Origin of the sequence: Actinacidiphila paucisporea (assembly GCF_900142575.1) — a bacterium.
Lineage (GTDB): Bacteria > Actinomycetota > Actinomycetes > Streptomycetales > Streptomycetaceae > Actinacidiphila > Actinacidiphila paucisporea.
On the sequence record NZ_FRBI01000019.1, the window covers coordinates 122578 to 143292 of the forward strand.

Annotated in this window: 22 protein-coding genes; 9 read left to right on the forward strand and 13 right to left on the reverse strand. The window is 72.0% G+C overall.

Features of this window, described 5'->3' with window-relative positions:
• Window positions 1-25 precede the first annotated feature (25 nt).
• A complete protein-coding gene (locus BUE44_RS25090) occupies window positions 26-883 on the forward strand; it encodes an SAM-dependent methyltransferase (RefSeq protein WP_073501256.1) in 858 nt (285 codons plus the stop codon).
• 9 nt (window positions 884-892) lie between these two features.
• On the opposite strand, the gene BUE44_RS25095 is transcribed toward BUE44_RS25090, so the two are convergent.
• Complete coding sequence (locus tag BUE44_RS25095) at window positions 893-1465, reverse strand: TetR/AcrR family transcriptional regulator (RefSeq protein WP_143172576.1); 573 nt, start codon at window positions 1463-1465, stop codon at window positions 893-895.
• On the opposite strand from BUE44_RS25095, the gene BUE44_RS25100 reads away from it, so the two are divergent.
• On the forward strand, window positions 1443-1946 hold the full coding sequence (locus BUE44_RS25100) for a Rossmann-fold NAD(P)-binding domain-containing protein (RefSeq protein ID WP_143172577.1): 504 nt from the start codon (window positions 1443-1445) through the stop codon (window positions 1944-1946). The genes BUE44_RS25095 and BUE44_RS25100 overlap by 23 nt on opposite strands.
• A gap of 97 nt (window positions 1947-2043) precedes the next feature.
• Window positions 2044-2553 carry an FBP domain-containing protein gene (locus BUE44_RS25105; protein WP_073501259.1) on the forward strand — a complete coding sequence of 170 codons (510 nt, stop codon included), beginning with the start codon at window positions 2044-2046 and terminating at the stop codon, window positions 2551-2553.
• 104 nt (window positions 2554-2657) lie between these two features.
• Here BUE44_RS25105 and BUE44_RS25110 read toward each other — a convergent pair whose 3' ends face one another.
• A complete protein-coding gene (locus BUE44_RS25110) occupies window positions 2658-3854 on the reverse strand; it encodes a thiolase family protein (protein ID WP_073501260.1) in 1197 nt (398 codons plus the stop codon).
• A gap of 152 nt (window positions 3855-4006) precedes the next feature.
• Here BUE44_RS25110 and paaI point away from each other — a divergent pair, with 152 nt between their 5' ends.
• Together paaI and paaK are read left to right on the forward strand one after the other, a co-directional pair.
• The gene (gene paaI / locus BUE44_RS25115; RefSeq protein ID WP_073501261.1) at window positions 4007-4438 is read left to right on the forward strand and encodes a hydroxyphenylacetyl-CoA thioesterase PaaI; all 432 of its coding nucleotides are present in this window, start codon (window positions 4007-4009) and stop codon (window positions 4436-4438) included.
• On the forward strand, window positions 4435-5781 hold the full coding sequence (gene paaK, locus BUE44_RS25120; RefSeq protein WP_073501262.1) for a phenylacetate--CoA ligase PaaK: 1347 nt from the start codon (window positions 4435-4437) through the stop codon (window positions 5779-5781). Before paaI ends, paaK begins: the two co-directional genes overlap by 4 nt.
• Window positions 5782-5807: 26 nt before the next feature.
• Here the strand turns inward: paaK and BUE44_RS25125 are convergent, their stop codons facing one another.
• From BUE44_RS25125 to BUE44_RS25165, 9 genes are all read right to left on the reverse strand, one after another.
• A complete protein-coding gene (locus tag BUE44_RS25125; protein WP_073501263.1) occupies window positions 5808-6635 on the reverse strand; it encodes an SDR family oxidoreductase in 828 nt (275 codons plus the stop codon).
• Window positions 6636-6829: 194 nt separating this feature from the next.
• Window positions 6830-7771 carry an NAD-dependent epimerase/dehydratase family protein gene (locus BUE44_RS25130; RefSeq protein WP_235002429.1) on the reverse strand — a complete coding sequence of 314 codons (942 nt, stop codon included), beginning with the start codon at window positions 7769-7771 and terminating at the stop codon, window positions 6830-6832.
• Window positions 7768-8742: a dTDP-glucose 4,6-dehydratase gene (gene rfbB / locus BUE44_RS25135; protein WP_073501264.1), complete on the reverse strand. Its 975-nt coding sequence runs from the start codon at window positions 8740-8742 to the stop codon at window positions 7768-7770. The genes BUE44_RS25130 and rfbB overlap by 4 nt, the downstream gene beginning before the upstream one ends.
• Entirely contained in the window at window positions 8727-9797 is a 1071-nt protein-coding gene (locus tag BUE44_RS25140) for a glucose-1-phosphate thymidylyltransferase (protein ID WP_073501265.1), read from the reverse strand. The genes rfbB and BUE44_RS25140 overlap by 16 nt, the downstream gene beginning before the upstream one ends.
• A 55-nt stretch (window positions 9798-9852) precedes the next feature.
• Window positions 9853-10890, reverse strand: coding sequence for a Gfo/Idh/MocA family protein (locus BUE44_RS25145; RefSeq protein ID WP_265737177.1), 1038 nt, complete (start codon window positions 10888-10890; stop codon window positions 9853-9855).
• Window positions 10857-12293, reverse strand: a complete 1437-nt coding sequence (locus BUE44_RS25150) for an NDP-hexose 2,3-dehydratase family protein (RefSeq protein ID WP_073501266.1) — start codon at window positions 12291-12293, stop codon at window positions 10857-10859. Before BUE44_RS25150 ends, BUE44_RS25145 begins: the two co-directional genes overlap by 34 nt.
• A gap of 57 nt (window positions 12294-12350) precedes the next feature.
• Window positions 12351-13661: a lipopolysaccharide biosynthesis protein RfbH gene (rfbH, locus tag BUE44_RS25155; RefSeq protein WP_073501292.1), complete on the reverse strand. Its 1311-nt coding sequence runs from the start codon at window positions 13659-13661 to the stop codon at window positions 12351-12353.
• Window positions 13662-13681: 20 nt separating this feature from the next.
• Complete coding sequence (locus tag BUE44_RS25160; protein WP_073501267.1) at window positions 13682-14281, reverse strand: dTDP-4-dehydrorhamnose 3,5-epimerase family protein; 600 nt, start codon at window positions 14279-14281, stop codon at window positions 13682-13684.
• A gap of 5 nt (window positions 14282-14286) precedes the next feature.
• The gene (locus BUE44_RS25165; RefSeq protein ID WP_073501268.1) at window positions 14287-15549 is read right to left on the reverse strand and encodes a nucleotide disphospho-sugar-binding domain-containing protein; all 1263 of its coding nucleotides are present in this window, start codon (window positions 15547-15549) and stop codon (window positions 14287-14289) included.
• A gap of 608 nt (window positions 15550-16157) precedes the next feature.
• Between BUE44_RS25165 and BUE44_RS25170 the strand changes: the two genes are divergently transcribed.
• Both BUE44_RS25170 and BUE44_RS38000 read left to right on the forward strand, forming a co-directional pair.
• Complete coding sequence (locus tag BUE44_RS25170) at window positions 16158-16826, forward strand: hypothetical protein (RefSeq protein WP_143172578.1); 669 nt, start codon at window positions 16158-16160, stop codon at window positions 16824-16826.
• Between the two features lie 29 nt (window positions 16827-16855).
• A complete protein-coding gene (locus BUE44_RS38000; RefSeq protein ID WP_200804517.1) occupies window positions 16856-17113 on the forward strand; it encodes a MerR family transcriptional regulator in 258 nt (85 codons plus the stop codon).
• 2 nt (window positions 17114-17115) lie between these two features.
• Here BUE44_RS38000 and BUE44_RS25180 read toward each other — a convergent pair whose 3' ends face one another.
• Window positions 17116-17355, reverse strand: coding sequence for a LuxR C-terminal-related transcriptional regulator (locus BUE44_RS25180; protein ID WP_073501271.1), 240 nt, complete (start codon window positions 17353-17355; stop codon window positions 17116-17118).
• A 1-nt stretch (window position 17356) separates the two neighbouring features.
• Window positions 17357-18523 (reverse strand): sensor histidine kinase, encoded by a 1167-nt coding sequence (locus BUE44_RS25185; RefSeq protein ID WP_143172579.1) that lies wholly within the window; start codon window positions 18521-18523, stop codon window positions 17357-17359.
• A gap of 937 nt (window positions 18524-19460) precedes the next feature.
• On the opposite strand from BUE44_RS25185, the gene BUE44_RS25190 reads away from it, so the two are divergent.
• Both BUE44_RS25190 and BUE44_RS25195 read left to right on the forward strand, forming a co-directional pair.
• Window positions 19461-19943: a hypothetical protein gene (locus BUE44_RS25190; RefSeq protein ID WP_073501273.1), complete on the forward strand. Its 483-nt coding sequence runs from the start codon at window positions 19461-19463 to the stop codon at window positions 19941-19943.
• Between the two features lie 391 nt (window positions 19944-20334).
• A complete protein-coding gene (locus BUE44_RS25195) occupies window positions 20335-20652 on the forward strand; it encodes a hypothetical protein (RefSeq protein WP_073501274.1) in 318 nt (105 codons plus the stop codon).
• Window positions 20653-20715 lie beyond the last annotated feature (63 nt).

Consider the following 20715-nt stretch of genomic DNA (forward strand, 5'->3'; position numbering starts at 1 on the left):
CTGAGTGGGCGGCGGGGTTGCGGACATGACGGATGGGACAGCTCTCGGCGACGCGGAGTCGGAGTCGGCAGCCGAGCTGCAGGCCAGTATCCGTACCGACATCCCGCACAGCGCACGGATGTACGACTACTACCTCGGCGGGCGGACGAACTACCGCCCCGACCGTGAGGCCGCCGACGAGGTCGCGACGGTCTTCCCCGGCGTCTTCGTCACCGCGCTGGAGAACCGCGACTTCATGCACCGCGCGACCCGCGTGCTGGCCCGCTCCTACGGGATCAGGCAGTGGCTGGACATCGGCACCGGAATCCCGACGTCGCCGAACCTGCACGAGGTGGCCCAGTCCGTGGCCGAGGACGCGCGGGTGGTCTACGTCGACTACGACCCGATCGTGCTGAACTACGCGCGGGCCCTGCTGCGCAGCACCCCGGCCGGCCGTACCGCGTACGTGGAGGCCGACGCGACCGACCCCGAGGCGATCCTGGCCGACCAGACGCTGGCGGCCACGCTCGACCTGTCCCGGCCGGTCGCGCTGAGCCTCAACGCGCTGCTGCACTTCATCCCCGACGACCGCGACCCGTACGGCATCGTCTCCCGGCTGATGGCGGCGCTGCCGTCCGGCTCCGCGCTGGCGATCAGCCACTGCACCCCGGACTTCGATCCCGAGGCGTGGGCGGAGGTGGTCGGTGTCTACCGCAGCTCGGGCACGCCGGCGCAGGTGCGTACGCGCAAGGAGGTCGAGCGCTTCTTCGAGGGCTTCGACCTGATCGAGCCCGGCATCGTGGTCGGCCACCGCTGGCGCCCGGAGGAGACGGACCGCGTCGAGACCCCGCTGGTGTCGGACGCCGAGGTGAGCCTGTGGGTCGGCGTCGCCATCAAGCCGTAGCCGAGGCGCTCACCGCGCCGGCGGCAGGGCGGCGGCGACCGCCGCGCGGATGGGCGCGAGGTCGACGTCGGTGGCGATCGACTCCCGCTCCGGCCGCTCGGTGAGCAACTGCCCGGTGCCGAACAGTGCCCGCGTGAAGCGCGGGTGCAGGGTGCGCCCGATGAGGTCGTGCGCGACACGGGTGCTGTCCGCGGGGGGCAGCCCGTACCGCAGGCCGAGGTGGTCGGCGAGGCGCTGGTGCGCCGAGTCGAAGATCGCCTCGTAGTAGCGGGCCGACGCCTCCGGCAGCCTTTCCGCCTCCGCGATGCCGAGGCGGCACATGCGCACGGTCGGCTCCCACAGGAGCATCTGCAGGAAGCGGCCGCAGTAGAGGACGACCTCCTCGGTGTCGTCGTCGGCGTACTCGCCGGGCGTCCGCAGCCGGTCGAGGTACAGGTCGCGCACCAGGTCGACCACGGCGAGGAAGAGCTTGTCCTTGCTCTCGAAGTGCGCGTACAGCGTCCGCTTCGAGGTCGAGGCGCGCGCGGCCAGCGCGTCCATCGAGGCGGCGTTCTTCGCGATGGACCACCTGATCGAGAGCACCGGCGTGCACTACCGCTCGCTCGGCATGCCCGGCTTCATGGAGAACGTCCTCCGGCAGCTCGACCCGATCAGGAACCAGGGCACCTACTTCGGCCTGCTGCCCGGCGACCGCAGGACCCCGCTCTGCGCCACCCGCGACCTCGCCGCCACCGCGGCCGGCCTGCTGCTCGACGACACCTGGACGGGCCAGGAGGACCTTCCGCTGCCCGGACACGAGGACCTGTCACCCGACGAGATGGCCGCGATCATGTCCGAGGTCCTCGGCCGCTCGATCACCTACCGGCGGATCCCCGCCGAGGCCTACCGGGCGGACCTGCTCGGCCGCGGCGTGAGCGAGCCGTGGGCACGCGGCCTCCTCGACATGGCGGCCGCGGTCGACGCCGGCCTGTACGGCACCGGGCCGTACGCCTCGCGCTCGGCGTCCCCCACGACCTTCCGGCACTGGTGCCAGGACGTACTTCGGCCGGCGCTGGCGGCCTGACCAGCACCGGCGTGCCGGGCGTCGGGGAAAGCGGCGAGAGGAACAGGCGGGAAAAACCGGTCGAGGACGCGGGCGGGGGAGAGGTAGCGTCGAGGCCATGGACGCCCTGACCGACGCCGAAGTGCGCGCCTCCTTCGTGAACTGCTCGAAGGGCGAGGCCAAGCGGATCAACCTGCCCCGGGACATGTCCGGGCTGCCCTGGGCGGACCTGGACTTCCTGGGCTGGCGCGATCCCGGAGCCCCGGACCGCGCCTACCTGGTGAGCCCCGCGGCCGGTGGCGGCCCGGTCGGCCTGACCCTGCGGATCGCGCCGGGCGCCCGGCGCAACCTGCTGCGCAGCAGCCTGTGCGGCCTGTGCCTGACCGGCCACGGCGGTGGCGGTGTCGACCTGCTGGCGGCCCCGCTGGCCGGCCCGGCCGGCCGGCAGGGCAACACCGTCGCGCTGTACATGTGCGCGGACCTGGCGTGCTCCCTCTACATCCGCGGCAAGAAGACCACCCCGCTGGTCCGGCGGATGGAGGAGACGCTCACCCTCGACGAGCAGATCGCCCGCACCCGCCGCAACCTGGACGCCTTCCTCGCCAAGGTGACCGCCTCCACCGCCTGACGCGCGCCCGCGGCCACCGCTCGCCGCAGCCGGGCAGTGGTCCGGGGCACCGCCGGTGCACGCGGCACGTCACGGAGCGGCTGAACGCCCAAAGCCCGCGATGCTCACGGCCTTTCGATCAGCATGGCGACGCCCTGGCCGACGCCGACGCACAGGGTGGCCAGTCCCCGGCGGCCGTTGCCGCGTTCCAGGCGGCCGAGGAGCGTGAGCAGGATGCGCGCGCCGCTGCACCCCAGCGGGTGGCCCAGCGCGATCGCGCCCCCGTCGGCGTTGACCGTGTCCTGGTCGAGGTCGAGGCGGCGGATCACGGCCAGGGCCTGCGCGGCGAAGGCCTCGTTCAGCTCCACCGCGTCCAGGTCGGCGGCCTTCCAGCCGGCACGGGCGAGGGCCTTCCCGGTGGCCGGGACCGGGCCGAGCCCCATCAGGTGCGGCTCGACCCCCGCGGAGGCGGTGGTGACGACGCGCGCCCTCGGGGTGAGCCCGTACCGCTCGACGGCCCGGCCCGAGGCGACCACCAAGGCTGCGGCGCCGTCCGAGAGCGGTGAGGAATTGCCGGCGGTCACGATGCCGTCCTCGCGGAAGACCGTACGCAGCCGGCCGAGCTGCTCGGCGCTGGTGGCCGGGCGGGGGCCCTCGTCGGTGTCGACGGTGGTGGCCCGGTCCTTGCGGTCGGTCACCTCGACCGGGACGATCTCCGCTGTGAAGCGGCCGGCCTGCTGGGCGGCGACGGCCGACTGGTGGCTGCGCAGCGCGAACGCGTCCGCGTCGGCGCGGCTGATCCCGTCCAGGGCGGCGACCTCCTCGGCGGTCTCGCCCATCGACAGGGTCTGCCGGCTGGAGAAGCGGGGATTGGTGAAGCGCCAGCCGAGCGCGGTGTCGGCGACCTCGCCGGGCTTGGCCCACGGGGTGCCCGGCTTGGCCATCACCCACGGCGCCCGTGTCATGGACTCGACCCCGCCGGCCACCACCAGGTCGGCCTCTCCCGCGCGGACGGCCTGCGCCGCTGAGGCCACCGCCGTCAGCCCGGAGGCGCACAGCCGGTTGACGCTGTAGCCGGGCACGGTGTGCGGCAGGCCGGCCAGCAGCACCGCCATGCGCGCCACGTCCCGGTTGTCCTCGCCGGCCTGGTTGGCGGCACCGAGGATCACCTCGTCCACGGCCTCGCCCGGCACCCCGGCCCGGCGCACGGCCTCGCCGACGACCAGGGCCGCGAGGTCGTCGGGCCGCACGGCGGCCAGCGCCCCGCCGTAGCGGCCCTGCGGGGTACGGGCACCGTCGACCAGATAGACCTCGTCGGGCACTTCTGCTCTCCTCGTCGGCAGCGGGTCTGCGCGACCCGCGGGTTCGGCCGGGGCATGCGCTCCGGCCCTTGACAGGCGGCGCGGTTGCTTGATTACTTGGCCGGACGGCAGGCTAACCGAATGTTCGGTCGGGAGACAACGGGAGCGCGCACGTGAGCCAGACCACTGAGCCGGCGACAGGCACCGCGGAGGCGATGTTCGCCGCCGACGCCGCCTCGCGGAGCCTGGGCATCGAGCTGCTGCACACCGGCGCGGGGACCGCGTCGGTGCGGATGACGGTGACCGCGGCCATGGTCAACGGCCACGGTATCGCGCACGGCGGCTACGTCTTCCTGCTCGCCGACACCGCGTTCGCCTGCGCCTGCAACGGCCGCGGGCCGGTGACCGTCGCGGCCGCCGCCGACATCGACTTCGTCGCCCCGGCCCACGAGGGCGACGTCCTGCTCGCGACGGCGCGGGAAAGGGTGAGGTTCGGGCGCAGCGGCATCTACGACGTGAGCGTGCTGCGCGGCGACGAGGTCATCGCGGAATTCCGCGGCCGCAGCCGCGACAGCCGAGGCACGACGACGAAGGAGTCGCGATGAGCGCCGCCCCGACAAGCCCCCGCTACCAGGGCCGCCGGCTGGGGGAGGCGCTCCCCGGCGACCTGCTGGACGCCGCCGAGCGCATGCCGCGCGAGCAGCTGCGCGCCCTCCAACTGGAGCGGCTGCGGGCGACCCTGCGGCACGCGTACGACCATGTGGAGCGGTACCGCGAGAAGTTCGACGCCGCCGGAGTACGGCCCGAGGACTGCCGCACGCTGGAGGACCTGGCGCGCTTCCCCTTCACCACCAAGGCGGACCTGCGCGACAGCTACCCCTTCGGCATGTTCGCCGTCCCCGCCGAGCAGGTGCGCCGCGTCCACGCCTCCAGCGGCACCACCGGCCGCCCCACCGTGGTCGGCTACACCGAGCACGACCTGTCGGTGTGGGCCGACGTCGTCGCCCGCTCCATCCGCGCCGCGGGCGGCCGACCCGGACACAAGGCGCACATCTCCTACGGGTACGGCCTGTTCACCGGCGGCCTCGGGGCGCATTACGGCGCCGAGCGCGCCGGCTGCACGGTCATCCCCGCCTCGGGAGGCATGACCGCCCGGCAGGTCCAGCTCATCCAGGACTTCCGGCCCGAGATCATCATGGTCACCCCCTCCTACATGCTCACCCTCCTCGACGAGTTCGAACGCCAGGGCGTCGACCCGCGCACCAGCTCCCTGCGGATCGGCATCTTCGGCGCCGAACCGTGGACGGAGGCGATGCGGTCCGAGATCGAGGAGCGTACGGACATCCACGCCGTCGACATCTACGGGCTGTCGGAGGTGATGGGTCCCGGCGTCGCCCAGGAGTGCGTGGAGACCAAGGACGGGCTGCACGTCTGGGAGGACCACTTCCTCCCAGAGATCGTCGACCCGCTCACCGACCAGGTCATGGCCGAGGGGGAGGGCGGCGAGCTGGTCTTCACCTCCCTGACCAAGGAGGCCCTGCCGGTCATCCGCTATCGGACGCGTGACCTGACCCGGCTGCTGCCGGGCACGGCACGGCCCGCCTTCCGCCGGATGGAGAAGGTCACCGGCCGCTGCGACGACATGATCATCCTGCGCGGGGTGAACGTCTTCCCCAGCCAGATCGAGGAGATCGTCCTGTCCACCCCGGGCGTGGCCCCGCACTTCCAGTTGCGGCTGACCCGCCGCGGCCGGATGGACCATATGACGGTCCTGGTCGAACAGCGCCCCGGATGCAGCCCCGAGCACTACGACGCCTGCGCCCGCTCGATCACGCGAGGGGTGAAGGACGGCGTGGGCGTCAGCGTCGAGGTGGAGATCGTCCCCCCGGACACCCTGGAGCGCTCGGTGGGAAAGATCCGCCGTGTCTTCGACTCGCGCGACGACTGAACCCGCTTGGGCGCCCGTGCGGTTGACTACCGCCGGAAGTCGGCGATGCGGTGCTCGACCCAGGACGCGTAGGTGTGCGGCGGCCTCCCGATGACGGGTTCGGGGCTGAGGATCTCCGCCCCGCCGCCCGCGGCGGCGTCCTTGAGCTGGTCGAGCAGGAATTCGGCGGCCAGGTCCGGCATGTGGTGGACCAGGTGGGCGTGTGCCTGGGCACGCGAGATCTCCTCGAACTCCGCCTTCACACCGAGGACTTCGGAGACGATGCGCACCCGCTCCACCTGGTCGAGCGACTCGGGGCCGGTGAAGCTGACGTGGTCCAGGGGCTCGTCGGACAGCAGGGCCGCCGCGGCCACCGCGCCGATGTCGCGCTCGTCCACCGGCGCCATGGCGGCCTTGGGGTAGGGACCGCGGACGATTCCGCCCTGGGCGATCTGGCCCGCCCAGGCGAGGTCGTTGGCCATGAAGACCGTGGGGCGTACGAAGGTGGCGTCGATCCCCGAGGCCAGTACCTCCGTCTCGTTGCGCAGGTGCGCGCCGCCGACCCATCCCGGATCGGGGAAGGTGACTGCCGTGGAGGAGAGCAGCACGAGCCTGTCCAGACCGTTGCGGACGGCATGCTGCAGGAAGCCCTCCAGGGCCCCGAGGACGGGGAAGACGAAGGCCCGCTGCACCCCGTCGAGGGCGGCGGGCAGCGTGTCGGGCTTCGTGAAGTCCCCTTCGAACACCTCGACCTCGGGCGGCAGGCCGCTCTCGGCGGGATTGCGGGTGAGCGCGCGCACCTGCTCGCCCGCGGCGAGGAGCTCGCGGACGATGTTGCGGCCGACGTTTCCGGTGGAGCCGGTGACAAGGATCATCTGAGTCCTCCTTCGGTGCGCCCCGGCAAGGGGGCGCCCGTGACTGGCGGTTGCCGATGGCGTTGGCCGGGCCAACGCCTCGGGTCGGAGCGAATTCACCGGTGCGCCCCGGCAATTCGCGTCGAATACGGAGAAGTGGTCAGCACTGGGCTTCGGGTGCCCACGCTTCGGTTGCCCACGCGGCCCGCGGGCTGTCAGCGTGCGGCGGTGGACTCCCACATGTCCCGCAGCGACTGGCGGACCGAGGTCTTCGGCGCCCAGTCCAGGAAGCGGCCGGCGAGCCGGATGTCGGCGCGTGTCCAGTCCCCGCCGTGCGAGCGCACCGACCCGCTGGCCAGATCCAGCACGTCGGGACCGTGCCCGGCCTCGGCGGCGAGAAGGGTGAGCAGGTCGACCATGTCGAGCGCCTCGCCCCGCCCGATGTTGACGGCCTGTCCGGCCAGCGAGGACTCCGCGGCCCGTACGACCGCGTCGGCCAGGTCCCGTACGTCGACGAAGTCCCGCTGGGACCTGCTGACCGTGAGCCGCAGCCGGTCACCGGGGATGAGCGCGCGGAGCCCGTGCACCACGGAGCCGAGGAAGCCGACGCCCGCCGTGCCCGGGCCGAAGACGTTCACCGCCCGCAGGACGAGGCCCGAGACGCGGCCCTCCCGGGTCGCCCGCAGCACGGCTTCCGAGCCGGCAAGCTTCGAGCGCCCGTAGGGAGTCTGCGGCTTGGGCTCGTACGACTCGTCGATCACCGTGCCGTGCGGCACCGGACCGTATTCGTGCACGGAGCCGATCTGGATGAAGCGCGGCGGCGCGGGCATCAGCGCCGCCGCGTGCAGCAGACGCTCCACGAGGTCGACGTGGGCCCGCTGGTTGTCCTCCGGCGACGCGAGCCAGCCGCCGGCGGCGTTGACCACCACCCGGACACCGGCCGTCGTGAGGATCTCGGCGATCTCCGGGATCGGGGCCGCCGAGAGGTCGGAGGCGACGAAGGCGTGCCCGGGGGCCGCGGGCGGGCGCCCCCTGGCGACGGAGAGGACCGGGTAGCCCGTCGTCTCGAAGGCCGAGACGACGTGCCTGCCGATGGACCCGGTCGCCCCCAGGACCGCGACGACCGGCCGCAGCCCCCCGGAGCGGTAACCGGTCACCGGTGGGCTCCCTGGACCGAATCCCGCCACCAGGCGGGATTCTCGGCGTACCAGCGGACGGTCGCGGCCAGCCCCTCCTCGAACGGGATGCGGGGCGCGTAGCCGAGCGCCCGCAGTTTCGCGTCGGTGAGGGAATACCGCCGGTCGTGGCCGAGGCGGTCCGGCACCTTGTCCACCCGGTCCCAGCCCGCCCCGCAGGCGGTCAGCAGCCGGTCCGTCAGCTCGACGTTGGTCAGCTCGCGGGTGCCGGCGATGTGGTAGACCTCGCCGGGAACACCCCGCTCGGCCGCGACCTGGATGCCGCGGCAGTGGTCGGTGACGTGGATCCAGTCCCGCACGTTCCCGCCGTCCCCGTACAGCGGCACCGTGCCTCCGGTGAGCAGCCGGGTCGCGAAGAGCGGGATGACCTTCTCGGGGTACTGGTAGGGCCCGTAGTTGTTGCCGCACCGGGTGGTGACCACCGGCAGCCCGTGGGTCACATGGTAGGCACGGGCGAGCAGGTCGCTGCTCGCCTTCGAGGCGGCGTAGGGCGAGTTCGGCGCCAGCGGCGCGCTCTCGTCCCACGAGCCGGAGTCGATCGAGCCGTACACCTCGTCGGTGGAGATGTGGACGACCCGCCCGACCCCGGCGTTCAGACAGGCGTCGAAGAGCCGCTGCACGCCGAGCACGTTGGTGCGCACGAAGTCGCCGGCCCCCGCGATCGAGCGGTCCACGTGGGACTCGGCCGCGAAGTTCACCACCACGTCGTGGCCGGGCACCACCCGGTCCAGCAGGGCGCAGTCGCCGATGTCGCCGTGCACGAAGGTGAACCGCCCGTCGACCGGGGCCAGGTTCGCGAGGTTGCCCGCGTAGGTGAGCAGGTCCAGTACGGTCACCTGGGCGCCCTGCCAGGCCGGGTAGGCGCCGGCGAGCAGTTCCCGTACGTAGGCCGATCCGATGAATCCGGCGCCGCCGGTTACGAGGACGCGCATATCTGCACCTTGCTGTGATCGCCGAGGACCAGGCGGTGCGCCCTGGGCGTCCGCGGCGCCGGGGTCACCTCCACCTCGTGGCCGATGAGGGATGCCTCGATGCGCCGTACTCCGCGGATCGCGGCCCCGCCGAGGACGACGGAGTATTCGAGCTCGCTGTCGATGATCTGGCAGTCCTCAGCGACCGAGGTGAACGGCCCCAGATAGGAGTCCTCCACCAGGGAGCCGGCCCCGATGATGACCGGGCCCACGATGCGCGAGCGCCGCACCACCGCGCCCGGCGCCACCGTCACCCGGCCGATCAGCTCCGAGTCACCCACCACGCCGGCGATCTCGGGCTCCATCTCCTCCAGGACGAGCCGGTTCGCCTCCAGCATGTCGGCGACGCTGCCGGTGTCCTTCCAGTAGCCCTCGGTGACCGTCGCCTCCACCCGATGGCCGGCGTCCATCAGCCCCGAGACGGCGTGCGTGATCTCCAACTCGCCCCGCTCCGAGGGGGCCAGGGCCGCCACGACCGGGTGCACCGCCGAGGTGAACAGGAAGACCCCGACCAGCGCCAGATCGCTCTTGGGCTTGTCGGGCTTCTCCTCGAGTCCGATCAGCCGCCCCTCGGTGTCCAGCTCCGCCACCCCGAACCCGCTCGGATCGGGAACCCTCGTCAGCATGATCTGGGCGGCGGGGCGCTCCCTGCGGAACCGCTCCACCGGCTCGGTGATGCCGCCGATCAGGAAGTTGTCCCCGAGGTACATGACGAAGTCGTCGTCGCCCAGGTAGTCGCGGGCGATCAGCACCGCGTGCGCGAGGCCGAGTGGGGCCTCCTGCGGCAGATAGGTGACCTTCAGGCCGAACGCCGACCCGTCCCCGACGGCTCGCCGGATCTCCTGCGCCGTGCTGCCCACCACGATGCCGACATCGGTGATCCCGGCCTCGGCGATCGCCTCAAGCCCGTAGAAGAGCACCGGTTTGTTCGCCACCGGCACCAGTTGCTTGGCCGAGGTGTGCGTGATCGGCCGCAGCCGGGTTCCCGCACCTCCTGCGAGGACCAGAGCCTTCATGTGATCTCTCCTTCCGCTTGTCCCGGCCGGCCTCCAGCCGGGTCGCAACCCCACGTCAGGTCGAGGTCAGTGCCTGCACTTCCCGCCGGGCCCCGCCGGCCGCGTCGCGTAGCTCCTGGAGCAGCCGCGCCTGCCGGAGGCAGTCGGGGTCGTCGTGGCCCCCGGCCCGTACCGCCCGCGCGAACGCCGCCACGGTGTTGCCGACCTGGTCGTCGGGGGCGAGCCGGAGTTCCTCCACCGCGGACCCGCGCTCCACCCGCAGTACCGGTACGTGGTCCGCGGGAGGGGTGAAGGCCCGGTCGACGGTGATCCGGCCCGCGCTGCCGCCCACCTCGTACGCCGACCTGTAGGCGTGCTCCAGACCGAAGGTGAGCTGCGCGGTCACTCCGGACGGCGTCGCCAGCAAGGCGGCACCCGAGGTGTCCACCTGGCGGCCGGAACCCGCGGAGAGCACCGCGCCGGCCACCCGCAGGTCGGCCCCGAGCAGGTGCAGGGCCGCCCGGACCGGATAGACGCCCACGTCCCACAAAGCCCCGCCGCCCAGCTCCGGCCGGTAGCGGATGTTGTCGTCGGGCAACGCGGGGACGGCGAAGGAGGCGTGCAGGGAGCGCGGTTCGCCGATGGCACCGGAGGCCAGCAGCTGCCGCACCCGCGCGTGCTGCGCGTGGTGGACGAACATCACGTTCTCCATCAGCACCAGCCCGTACGCCTCGGCCCGGTCGAGCAGCTGAGCGGTCAGCGCCGCGTCCGTGGTGAGCGGCTTCTCCGCCAGCACGTGCTTGCCCGCCCGCAGCGCGGCCGCCACCCACCGGGCGTGCAGCCCGGCCGGCAGCGGCACGTACACCGCGTCGACGTCGTCGCGGTCGAGCAGTTCGGCATAGCCGGACACCGCGGCGCAGCCGTACTCGCGGGCCTGCTCCGCCGCCCTGGCCGGGTCCCGGCTGGCGATCGCCACCAGCTCGACCTCCGGGCGGGCGGCGATCGCCGGCAGCATCCGGCGCAGTGCGATGTCGGCGCAGCCGAGCACCCCGATCCGCACCGCGGCAGCGTGCCGTCCGCTCACCGCGTGCCCGCCAGCATCCCGTTCAGGCACGCCAGCAGGCTGCGGGCCTGCACATTGACGTAGTTGCTGTGGCACACCAGGGACGTCAGCTGACCCACGGTGACCCAGAAGAAGCCGGGCGGCGGATCGAGCGGGACCTCGTCCTCGTCGGGCTCCAGCACCATGTAGCGGCTCACCGCGTTCAGGAACCGGCCCCCCTCCTCGGAGTGCACCGCCTCGAACCGCACGGTCGACGGGTCGGCGGACAGCACCAGGTCCAGGAAGGCGGGCCGGTCCTCGGGCGGCAGGTCGTCGTGGTTGCCCGGCACGCACTGCACGGTGGGTCCCAGCTCCACCGCGTCCTGGAATCCGGCCTCCGCCCTGGCCCGCATCAGTACGTGCAGCACCCCGTCGATCCGCCGGGTGAGGAAGGCGGTGATGCCCAGCCCCAGCGGCTCGATCAACGGCTGGGTCCACCGGCTCACCTCCCGGCTGCCGGCCTGCACCGACACCGCCACCACCCGGAAGAACCGGGAGTCGGGCCGGTCGATCGAGTGCGTGCCCCTGACCCAGCTGGGCAGTCCGGCCATCGGCACCCGCTCGGCCCGCACGCTCTGCCGCGCCCGCTCCGCCGTGAACCACGACAGCAGCTCGACGTCGGGGTGCAGCGCCCCGGCGTTGCGGGACCGGGCCAGCGCCGCCACGAACGGGTCGCGCGCCCGGTCCGGGTCGACGGCCCCGATCGGGGCACAGGCCAGCACGGTCCTGGCGTCCATGTTGACGACGTTGTCCAGGTGCAGCAGCTCGCCGATCTGCCCGAGGGTCAGCCAGCAGAAGTCGCCGTGCGGCGCGATGTCGTCCTCGACCTCGACGATCATGTTGCGGTTGCTCTTGCGGTGGAACCACGCGCCGTGCTCCGACTGCAGCACATCGGCCAGGACCTTGCCCCGCCCCGGCTGGAGGAAATACTCCAGATACCGCACCGCCGCGCCCTCGTGCACCCGGGTGTAGTTGCTCCGGGTCGCCTGCACCGTCGGGGACAGCTGCAGCAGGTTGGGGTTGCCCGGCTCCATCTTGGCCTGCATGAGGCAGTGCAGGACCCCGCCGATCTCCTTCACCAGGATCCCGAGGATGCCCACCTCGGCCTGCTTGATGATCGGCTGGTACCACTCCCGGTGCGGCCCGGCCTCGGTGGTGACGTGCAGCCCCTCCACGGTGAAGAAACGGCCGCTGTCGTGCAGCAGGTTGCCGGTGTCGGGGTGGAAGGACCAGCGGTCCAGCTCGCCGAAGGGGATGCGGTCCACGCGGAAGCTGTGCGCCTGCCGGTGCCGGTCCAGCCAGCCCGGGAAATCCTCGGTGCTCATCACCGCGCCCCGCGTGGCGGTGAGCGAACCGGCCAGCCTGCCGGGCAACTCCAGGTCGGCGCGCGGATGCAGCAGGGTGTTCTGGGACATGGGAGGACTCCCTAACCGGATAAGGGTCGACAAGGCGGCGTCGCGGGACCGGCGAGGTCATCCACGGCCGGCCACGAACTCCTGGACCGAGGCGATCACGTAGTCGAGCATCTCTTCGGTGAGCGCGGGATAGACGCCGACCCAGAAGCTGTGGTCGGTGATGATGTCGCTGTTGGCGAGGTCGCCGGCCACCCGGTGCGGCTGGTCGTGGTAGGCCGGGTGCCGGGTCAGGTTCCCGGCGAAGAGCAGCCGGGTGCCGATCCTGCGCTCCTCCAGGTGGGCCACCAGCTCGCCCCGGGTGAAGCGCGCCTGCGGGTCGACGGTGATGACGAAGCCGAACCAGCTGGGGTCGGTGTTCGGGGTCGCCTCGGGCAGGATCAGCCCGGGGGTGCCGTCGAGTCCGGCGCGCAACCGCCGCCAGTTGCGCCGCCGCACGTCGCAGAACTCGTCCAGCCTGGCGAGTTGGGTCAGGCCCAGCGCGGCCTGCAGGTCGGTCGCCTTCAGGTTGTAGCCCACGTGGGAGAAGATGTACTTGTGGTCGTAGCCCTCGGGCAGCGTGCCCATCTGGTAGGAGAACCGCTTGAGGCACTTGTTGTTCTCTCCCGGCTCGCACCAGCAGTCGCGTCCCCAGTCGCGCATCGACTCCACGATGCGGGCCAGTGCCAGGTTCGAGGTGAGTACGCAGCCGCCCTCGCCCATGGTGAGGTGGTGCGCGGGATAGAAGCTCACCGTGCTCAGGTCCCCGAAGGTGCCGGTCAGGCGCCCGTCGCACAGTGAACCGACCGCGTCGCAGTTGTCCTCGACGAAGAACAGCTCGTGGTCGTCGGCGAGTCGGGCGATCTCCCCGGCGGGATAGGGGTTGCCCAGCGTGTGGGCCAGCATGATCGCCCTGGTACGTGGCCCGATCGCGGCGGCGACCCGCTCGGCGGTGGTGTTGTAGGTGCCCAGCTCCACGTCCACGAAGACCGGCACGAGGCCGTTCTGCAGGATCGGGTTGACGGTGGTGGGGAAGCCGGCGGCCACCGTGATGACCTCGTCGCCCGGCCGCAGCCGCTGGTCCTCCAGCACCGGGGAGGTCAGGGCGGACAGCGCCAGCAGGTTGGCCGACGACCCGGAGTTGGTGAGGTGCGCCTTGCGCCGCTTGAGCTTGTGGGCGAACCGCGACTCGAACCGGCGGGAGCTGGGCCCGGCGGCGATACGCATGTCCAGCGCCGCCTCGACCAGCGCCACGCGGTCGTCCTCGTCCAGCACCGCGCCGGACGGCCAGATCTCCGTGACCCCGGGGACGAACGCCGAGTCCTGCTGGACTTCCCTGTGGTATTTCCTGACCATCTCCACAAGCTGCTGTCGTGACTGCTCTGCCTGCATGCCCTGCCCGCCTTCCATCGTCAGTGCCTGCCTTCGGTGTGCTCCAGTACCGCGCCCCGCCAGTGCGCGAGCACTCCCGCGGCGAGCGCCTCACGCATGCCCTGCGCCTGCGCGTCCTTCCGCGACATCAGCGGCGGCTCGGTGAAACCCCACGGGAGCGCGAGGTCGGCATCGAGCGGGTTGATGTCGATCTGGGTGCCCGGCACGTACCGCGTGGAGACCACGTAACAGATGCAGGCGTCCTCGGTGAGCGTCAGAAATCCGTGCCCGACGCCCTCCGGCACGTACACGCAGTGCCCAGACCCGGCGTCCAGCACGGACACGTGGTGCTCGCCGAATGTGGGCGACCCCACCCGCAGGTCGACGACGACGTCGCGGAGCGCGCCGCGCACGCAGGTGACGTACTTCGCCTGACCCGGCGGCACCGCCACGCCGTGGATACCGCGCAGGGTGTTCCGCCGGGAGGCCGAGTAGTTGATCTGCTCGGGGCGGAACGGCACTCCGGTGACCTCCTCGACCTGGTCGCACCGGAGGGCTTCGAAGAACACGCCCCGCTCGTCGGGGATCTGCCGCGGAGTGAAGACGAAGGCACCCGGCACCCGGGTCTCGACCACGTCCACGCCCGTCAGCCCCGGGTGCCGTACTGCGCGGCCATCCGCTCCAGAATCGGTACGATCTCGCCGGGACTCGGGGCGGCGGTGATGTCCGCGTAGACGGCGTCGGCCCCCTGCCGGAAAGCCGGATCCGTCAGCAGCCGGGTCAGCTCGCCGCCCATCTGGGCCGCGGTCAGACCGTCGCTGTGCAGGGCCACGCCCGCGCCCCTGGACTCCAGGTAGCGGGTGCTGGACAGCGCGCTGCCCAGCTCTTCCACGATGATCATCTGCGGCACCCGGTGCACGGCTGCCGAGAAGAAGGTGCCGAAACCGCCGTGGTGGATGATCGCCGAGCAGGTCGGCATCACCTGGCTGAGCGGCAGATAGTCCACGATCCGTACGTTGTCGGGGATCTTCTGGTCCTCGCCCAGCTGGTTGGCGTTGACCGTGGCCACCACCTCGACGTCCATGCCGGCCACCGCCTCCAGCGCGGCCGCGACCCGCTGGTCGGGGCCGGTGAAGATCCCGCGCCCGCTGACGCCCAGCGACAGGCACACCCGGGGCCGCGTCGGGGGCTTGGCCAGCCACTGCGGCACCTGGGACCCGCCGGCGTAAGGCACCCAGCGCATCGGCACCCTGCGCAGCCCTTCGGGGACGGGCAGCTGCGAGGGGAGCGGGTCGACGGTGAAGTCGCCCAGCAGCAGGTCGGGGGAGTAGTCGTAGCCGAACCGGCTGTAAATCGGCGCCAGGGTCTCGGCCAGCGGGTCCGGCTGGGAGCCGCGCTCCGCCGCCCGTTCTGCCAGCCTCCCGTGGAGCCATGGGAAGTAGTCGGGGCCCCACAGCAGCCGGGCGGACGCGGCGCCGGACTCGCGGGCCGCGACCGACCCGGGGGCGCAGGCCGGGTCCCAGATCACCAGGTCGGGCTGCCAGTCCCTGGCGAACTGGACGAGGTTGTCGGCGAACGGCGCCCGCCCCTCGGCGTCCGGGTAGTACTGCGCGCAGGCCAGCACCGTGAAGTAGCGGATCGCGTCCCAGAGCCGGGCGTGGTCCGAGCCGGGCTCGAACCCCAGGGCTTCGCTGAAACGGTCCAGCCCCTCCTGGGGGATGTCCGGCATCGCCGAGGCCGGTCCGCCGCCGAGCGGGACGGCGGTGAGGCCGGCGGCGGTGATCTGCTCGGCCAGCGGCGTACTGCTGGCAAGCCGCACCTCGTGCCCCGCACTCTGCAGTGCCCACGCCAGCGGAACGCAGGGGTACAGATGGGCGGTCAGCGGCGCGAACGCAATGAGAACCCGCATGGCAGTTCCTTTTCGTCGTCCGTCATAGGAGGAGTTCGATGCACGCCGGTCCGCCATGACAGGCGTGGGCATGGCATATGGCCATCAGCGCCGGCATGCAGGAGGGCATGAAAAAAGCGGCGCAAGGGCGCCGCGGGGAAATCCCGGCACGTCAGCACGGCGACCAGAGGGCCGGCCGGGACGAATCGGGCAGAACGGCGGATCCGGTCTAGACATAAATCGGCCGTTGCCCCGTATCGTGACACGCTCCTGACGCAGCGTCAACCCCGCTGCTTCACTTTCGGCACGCCCGTCGCTGACGCCCCTTCAGGCGGCCAGGACCCCACCGCGGCCCGCATCCCGAGCCGCTCGACAGCGCCGACGCGCCACCGCTGACAGCCCGCCACCCCCGGGCCCACCGCCCTGACCTGCCGTTCATCACCACGCCCTGCGGTACGCACCCGGACCGTGTGATTCCTTCACACGCCTGCGGCCCCCCTCGTCACATCGAACCGGTGACGCTGGCACTGTCGCGGCCCAGGCCGCCGTCGGCATGCTGAACGAGCAGCCGGCGAGCGCGGCGAGCTGCGAAGACGCCGGAGACGGCCGACCGATGAGGGGTGATCGGCGTGCACAAGGTCCAGCGGGGGTGGGCTCACCGCGAGGGGGCGGGGGCGGCCCGGCAGCTTCCGGAGACGCGGTACTGTTCCGGACACGATGCGCTCGGCGAGCACCGGCCGCACCGGCTGGCCGCGGGGCACCGCCTGTGCCCGGTGTGCGGCGAACGGGTCGGAACGACGCTACGGGCGCTGCCGCGGCTGTACGCCGCCTGCGAGGACGCGCTGGGCCCGGCCCTGGGCGGCTTCCGGCAGCGGGTCAGCGGCAGCCGGTCCATGGGGATGGCACTCAACGAGCGGGCCATGGACGCCCGCAGCGACATGGTCACCGTGCTCGCCTCCTGGTCCGACATGGTCGTCGGGGAGCGCAGGGCCTCCGCCCCGCGCGGGCGGACGGTCCGTGACCTGGCAACCTTCGTCGCCGCCCATCTGGGCTGGCTGCTCGCACACCCGGCCGCCGACGACTTCGTCAGCGAGATCGTCACCGTCGAGAAGGCGGCACGCCAGGCCGTCGACGCGGGACCGGCGCCGCGGGAGCTGGGGCGGTGCCCGGAGCCCGAGTGCACCAGCCCGGTACGCTCCAGCGCGCAGCCCGGCGAGGTCTTCGCCGTCAGCTGCGGCGTGGGGCACGTCCTGTCCCCGCAGCAGTGGCTGAGGTTCGGTCGGCGGGCCGACTCGTGACCGGCGCACCCGCGGTACCACCGCGCACCGTGCCGACCCAACTCGCCGCGCTGGCCCTCGGAGTCACCGAGGCCACCGTGCGCAAGTGGGCCAGCCGCGGGAAGCTGACCCGCCACGGCCGACCCGGGCGGGCCGAGTACGACCTGGAGGAACTGCTGGCGCTGGCCGAGGCGCGCTCGGCCGGGGGCCGGACCACGGCGCCGGCCGGCAGCGCACCCGAGGCCGCCGCGCCCGAGGCCGACCCGCCCGCTGAGGCCGACCCGCCCGCGCACCGGACGGGCCGTTAGGCCTACGGAATCCAGCCCGCCCCGTGGGCGATCCGGACGCCGTCGATCCGGTTGCGCGCCGGCAGCTTCACCACGCTGCTGGTGAGGTGGTTGCGGACGGTGCCGGGGAGAGGCACATCATGTCCCGAGATCTCGCGCGGCTCGGCCCCGGTCGCGGCCATCCGCAGGACGTTCACCTCCCGCTCCCGCAACTGCCCCACCGCGGGCAGCCCGTCCCTCCCCGGCAGGTCGTCGATGACCACCTCATCGCCGCCCCCGCGGATCGACGGTTGACCCCGTCACGTTCCGCCCCGCGGCCGCCAGGAAGGCCCGGCCTCTTCCGGCGCGGTCCAGCAGGACCGTCACCACGAGATGGAAACGCCCGTCCTCGGTGATCGAGGTGGACACCGAACCGCCCACCGACGACACCCTGCGCTCGATGCTCTCCAGCCCGATCCCGGTGCGCGCGGGGACCGCCGCCCCGGCCGGCTCCCGCAGTCCGTCATTGACCATTTCCAAGCGGACCGCGCCGCCCTCCTGGACGGCCGATATCTCGCAGGCGCGGACGTCGCCGTGCCGCAGCATGTTCGTCACTCCCTCGCGCAGCGCGCTGGCCAGGATGGTGTCCTGGGCCCGGGGGAGCGCCCCGATCTTTATGGAGACCGCCGCCTCGATGCCGGCGGCGGCCAGCAGAGCCTGCGCGGAGGCCGCCTCGGCCACCAGCGACATGTCCCGGTAGCCCTGGGCCACCGTGCGGATGTCGGACAGCGCCTGCCGCGAGATCTCCAGGACCGAGCGGATCTCGGCGAGCGCGCGCTCCGGGTTGTCATCGATCAGCCGGCGGGTCAGCTCACCCTTGAGGACGATCGCCGAAAGGCTGTAGCCGAGCAGGTCGTGCAGATCGGAAGCGATTCTCAGCCGTTCTTTCATCACGGCCATCCGCGCCATTTCCTCGCGTGCCGAATGGACCTCGGCGACCATGTTCGACAGCCGGCTCATGCCGTAGACGACCAGGCCGGTCAGAAACGCGCAACCCATGTATCCCAATGTCATCTCCCAGGCGACTCGGGCGTACAGGGAGCTGAACAGGACCAGCGCCGTCGGTACGACGGACAGAGCCCAGGCGCCCCGGCCGCTGAACAGCAGCAGGCAGGAACCGGCCAGGAATCCCGCGCCCCCGCCCCATCTCTGGTCGAACAGGATGAGTGGCAGGAAGACGCACAACCCCTGGGTCCCCAGCGACCAGATCCTGCGCCTGCGCGTCCACAAGGCCGCGTTCGAGGACGAATGCAGATACTGCATGGCGATGACGCCGCCGACGAAGAAGGCCTCGACGGCGAAGTCGAGGCCGGAGGGCCGGCCGGCGTAGATGGCGATGAGGCCGATGAACAGGTAGCAGACCAGCACCATCGACATGATCGAGCGGGCCATGCCGGGGAGCGAGGTCCCCGGGGGCCCGCTCCCGCCGGACGCGGGGTCACCGTCACGGTCGGCTGCGAAGACCACCACAAACCTCCGGGGAGCGAGGTGAAGACGGGCTCGGATGAAAACGGCTCATAGCCGATGACAGGTCTCGACCGGTTCTCGCTGTTCTTCGGACAGGTCCGGCCCCCGACAGCGCCGCGAACGCCCGGAGCCTTGGCCCCGGTTGCCAGGTGGGGCACAGAATGCGACACGGACGGCGGAACGGACGGCGGCACACGGGTGGCGCACGGGCGGGCAGCGTCGCGTCACCAGGCCCCTGCGGTGGCGCGGCGGGCCGGGCTGCGGGCGATCGGCTCGCCCGCCGTCGCGACCTTCCGGGACGAGGGTCCGGAGAGGTTCGGTTGTCCGCAGTATGCGTGAGCCGCCCCTCCAGCGGTAGTCGGAACCTCGGACGGCGACGCCCCCGAGGCCCTTCCCGGGGCTCACCCGCGATGCGTCGTGACACGCGAGGAGGCAGGTCAGGATGCCGGGCGTCCCTTCACGCCGAGCCGGTGCGAGGAGACGAGGAACTCCTCCCGGATTGCGCCGGCGACCTGGTGCGCCCAGCCTTCCCGAGCCGAGCCGCCGACCCCTGGACGGCCGTTCGCGGCCGGACGTCCAGGGCCGCCGCGTCAACCCGGCCGGGACCTGATCCACGGTCCGGACCGGGCTTTGGCGGGCAGTCGTACGGCCGCTGCCACCGGTCGCCCGGCCTTCGAACCAGGCCGCAACCGGCCGGCCGGGACGCCACTTCCGGCACCCGCGGGGACGTGCGGGGTTTTTGGCATGGCGGAAGTGAGAAGAACCCTGTTATCACGACTCGACGTTGACGAAGTCCTTGGGTCTGCTAAACATTGTCTCCTCCTAGGCGCCCCTGGGCGCCGAGCCTGAACAGGGAGCAGCCATGACAACTGGCCCGATCCTCGATCCGCGGGTCCTCGGCAGGGCCGAGACGGCTCACCGGGCGCTGCTGGACGCTGTGTTGGGCGAGGCGGGTGCCTCGCACCAGCAGTGGATCGCGCTCAACATCAGCACGTTGAGCCCGAACGAGCTGGACCGGGACCGCCTCGTGGCCCGGCTGGCCATCGCCACGAAGACGGACCGGCACTCGGCCTCCGCGGTGGTCGGCGAGTTACTCGCGGCGGGTCTGCTGGCGATCCTGCCCGGTGGCGGCTTCCCGGTGCGGGCCACCGCGTTGGGCCTGGAGTTGCAGAGCCGCATCCGGGGCGTGTTCGACGAGGCCATCGCCCGGCTCTACCTGGGCATTCCCCAGGAGGACCTGACGGTCACCAGCCGCACCCTGGTCGAGATGACCGCCCGGATCGACGCCGAACTGCTGGAGCGCCCGCCCGCCTGGCGCACCGGCTGGCCGGCCACTCCGATGTGAGGCGGCCGCCCGCCTGTCCGGCGCGCGGGGCGCCGGGTTGACGTGGGCTCAGGCCGCGTGTCACGATAACGAACGACGGCAGATTTGTGTTCCGATCTGGATCTGCCCCTTCCACATGAATCGTTCCGGCCGGATCCCCGGCCGGTGTGACGATGTGCCAGGACATGCCGGCGGCGCCCTCCGCGCCGCTTTTTTCATGCCCCGATTCACGTGATATTGACGGGGATCGCCCGCTTATGTCACGCTACTTCCAGCGGTCGAGCTGTGCCCGGAACAGGACCGGGCAGCCTCCCGCGGATCCCCTCGAAGCACCACCCAGCCCGTGCAGCCCGGCTCGTCATCGAGCCCGGGGCGCGGGCTTTCCTGCTCCCGCTGCCGAAAGGAAGCCGCTGTGAGTTCGATCGCCGGAACCTGGGACGTGGTCGTGAAATCCCCGGTGGGGGACCTGGAGGTCGTCTACACCTTCACCGACGCCGCAGGCCTCATCGCCGGCACCGCCGCCAGCGATGCCGAGACCGTGCCGCTGGCGGACATCGTCAGCAAGGAGACCCCGCAGGGCCGCCAGGTCACCTGGCGCCAGTCGGTGACCAAGCCCGCGAAGCTGAACCTCGACTTCGACGTCACTTTCGCCGGGGACACCCTGTCCGGGCATTCCAAGGTCAGCCGGCTGCTGCCGAAGATCAGCGTCTCGGGATCGCGCCGGGCCTGAGGGCCGGTGATCCGCCCGGCCGTCCACCCCGTTTCCCGTGACGGCCGCTGGTGTTGTTCGCAT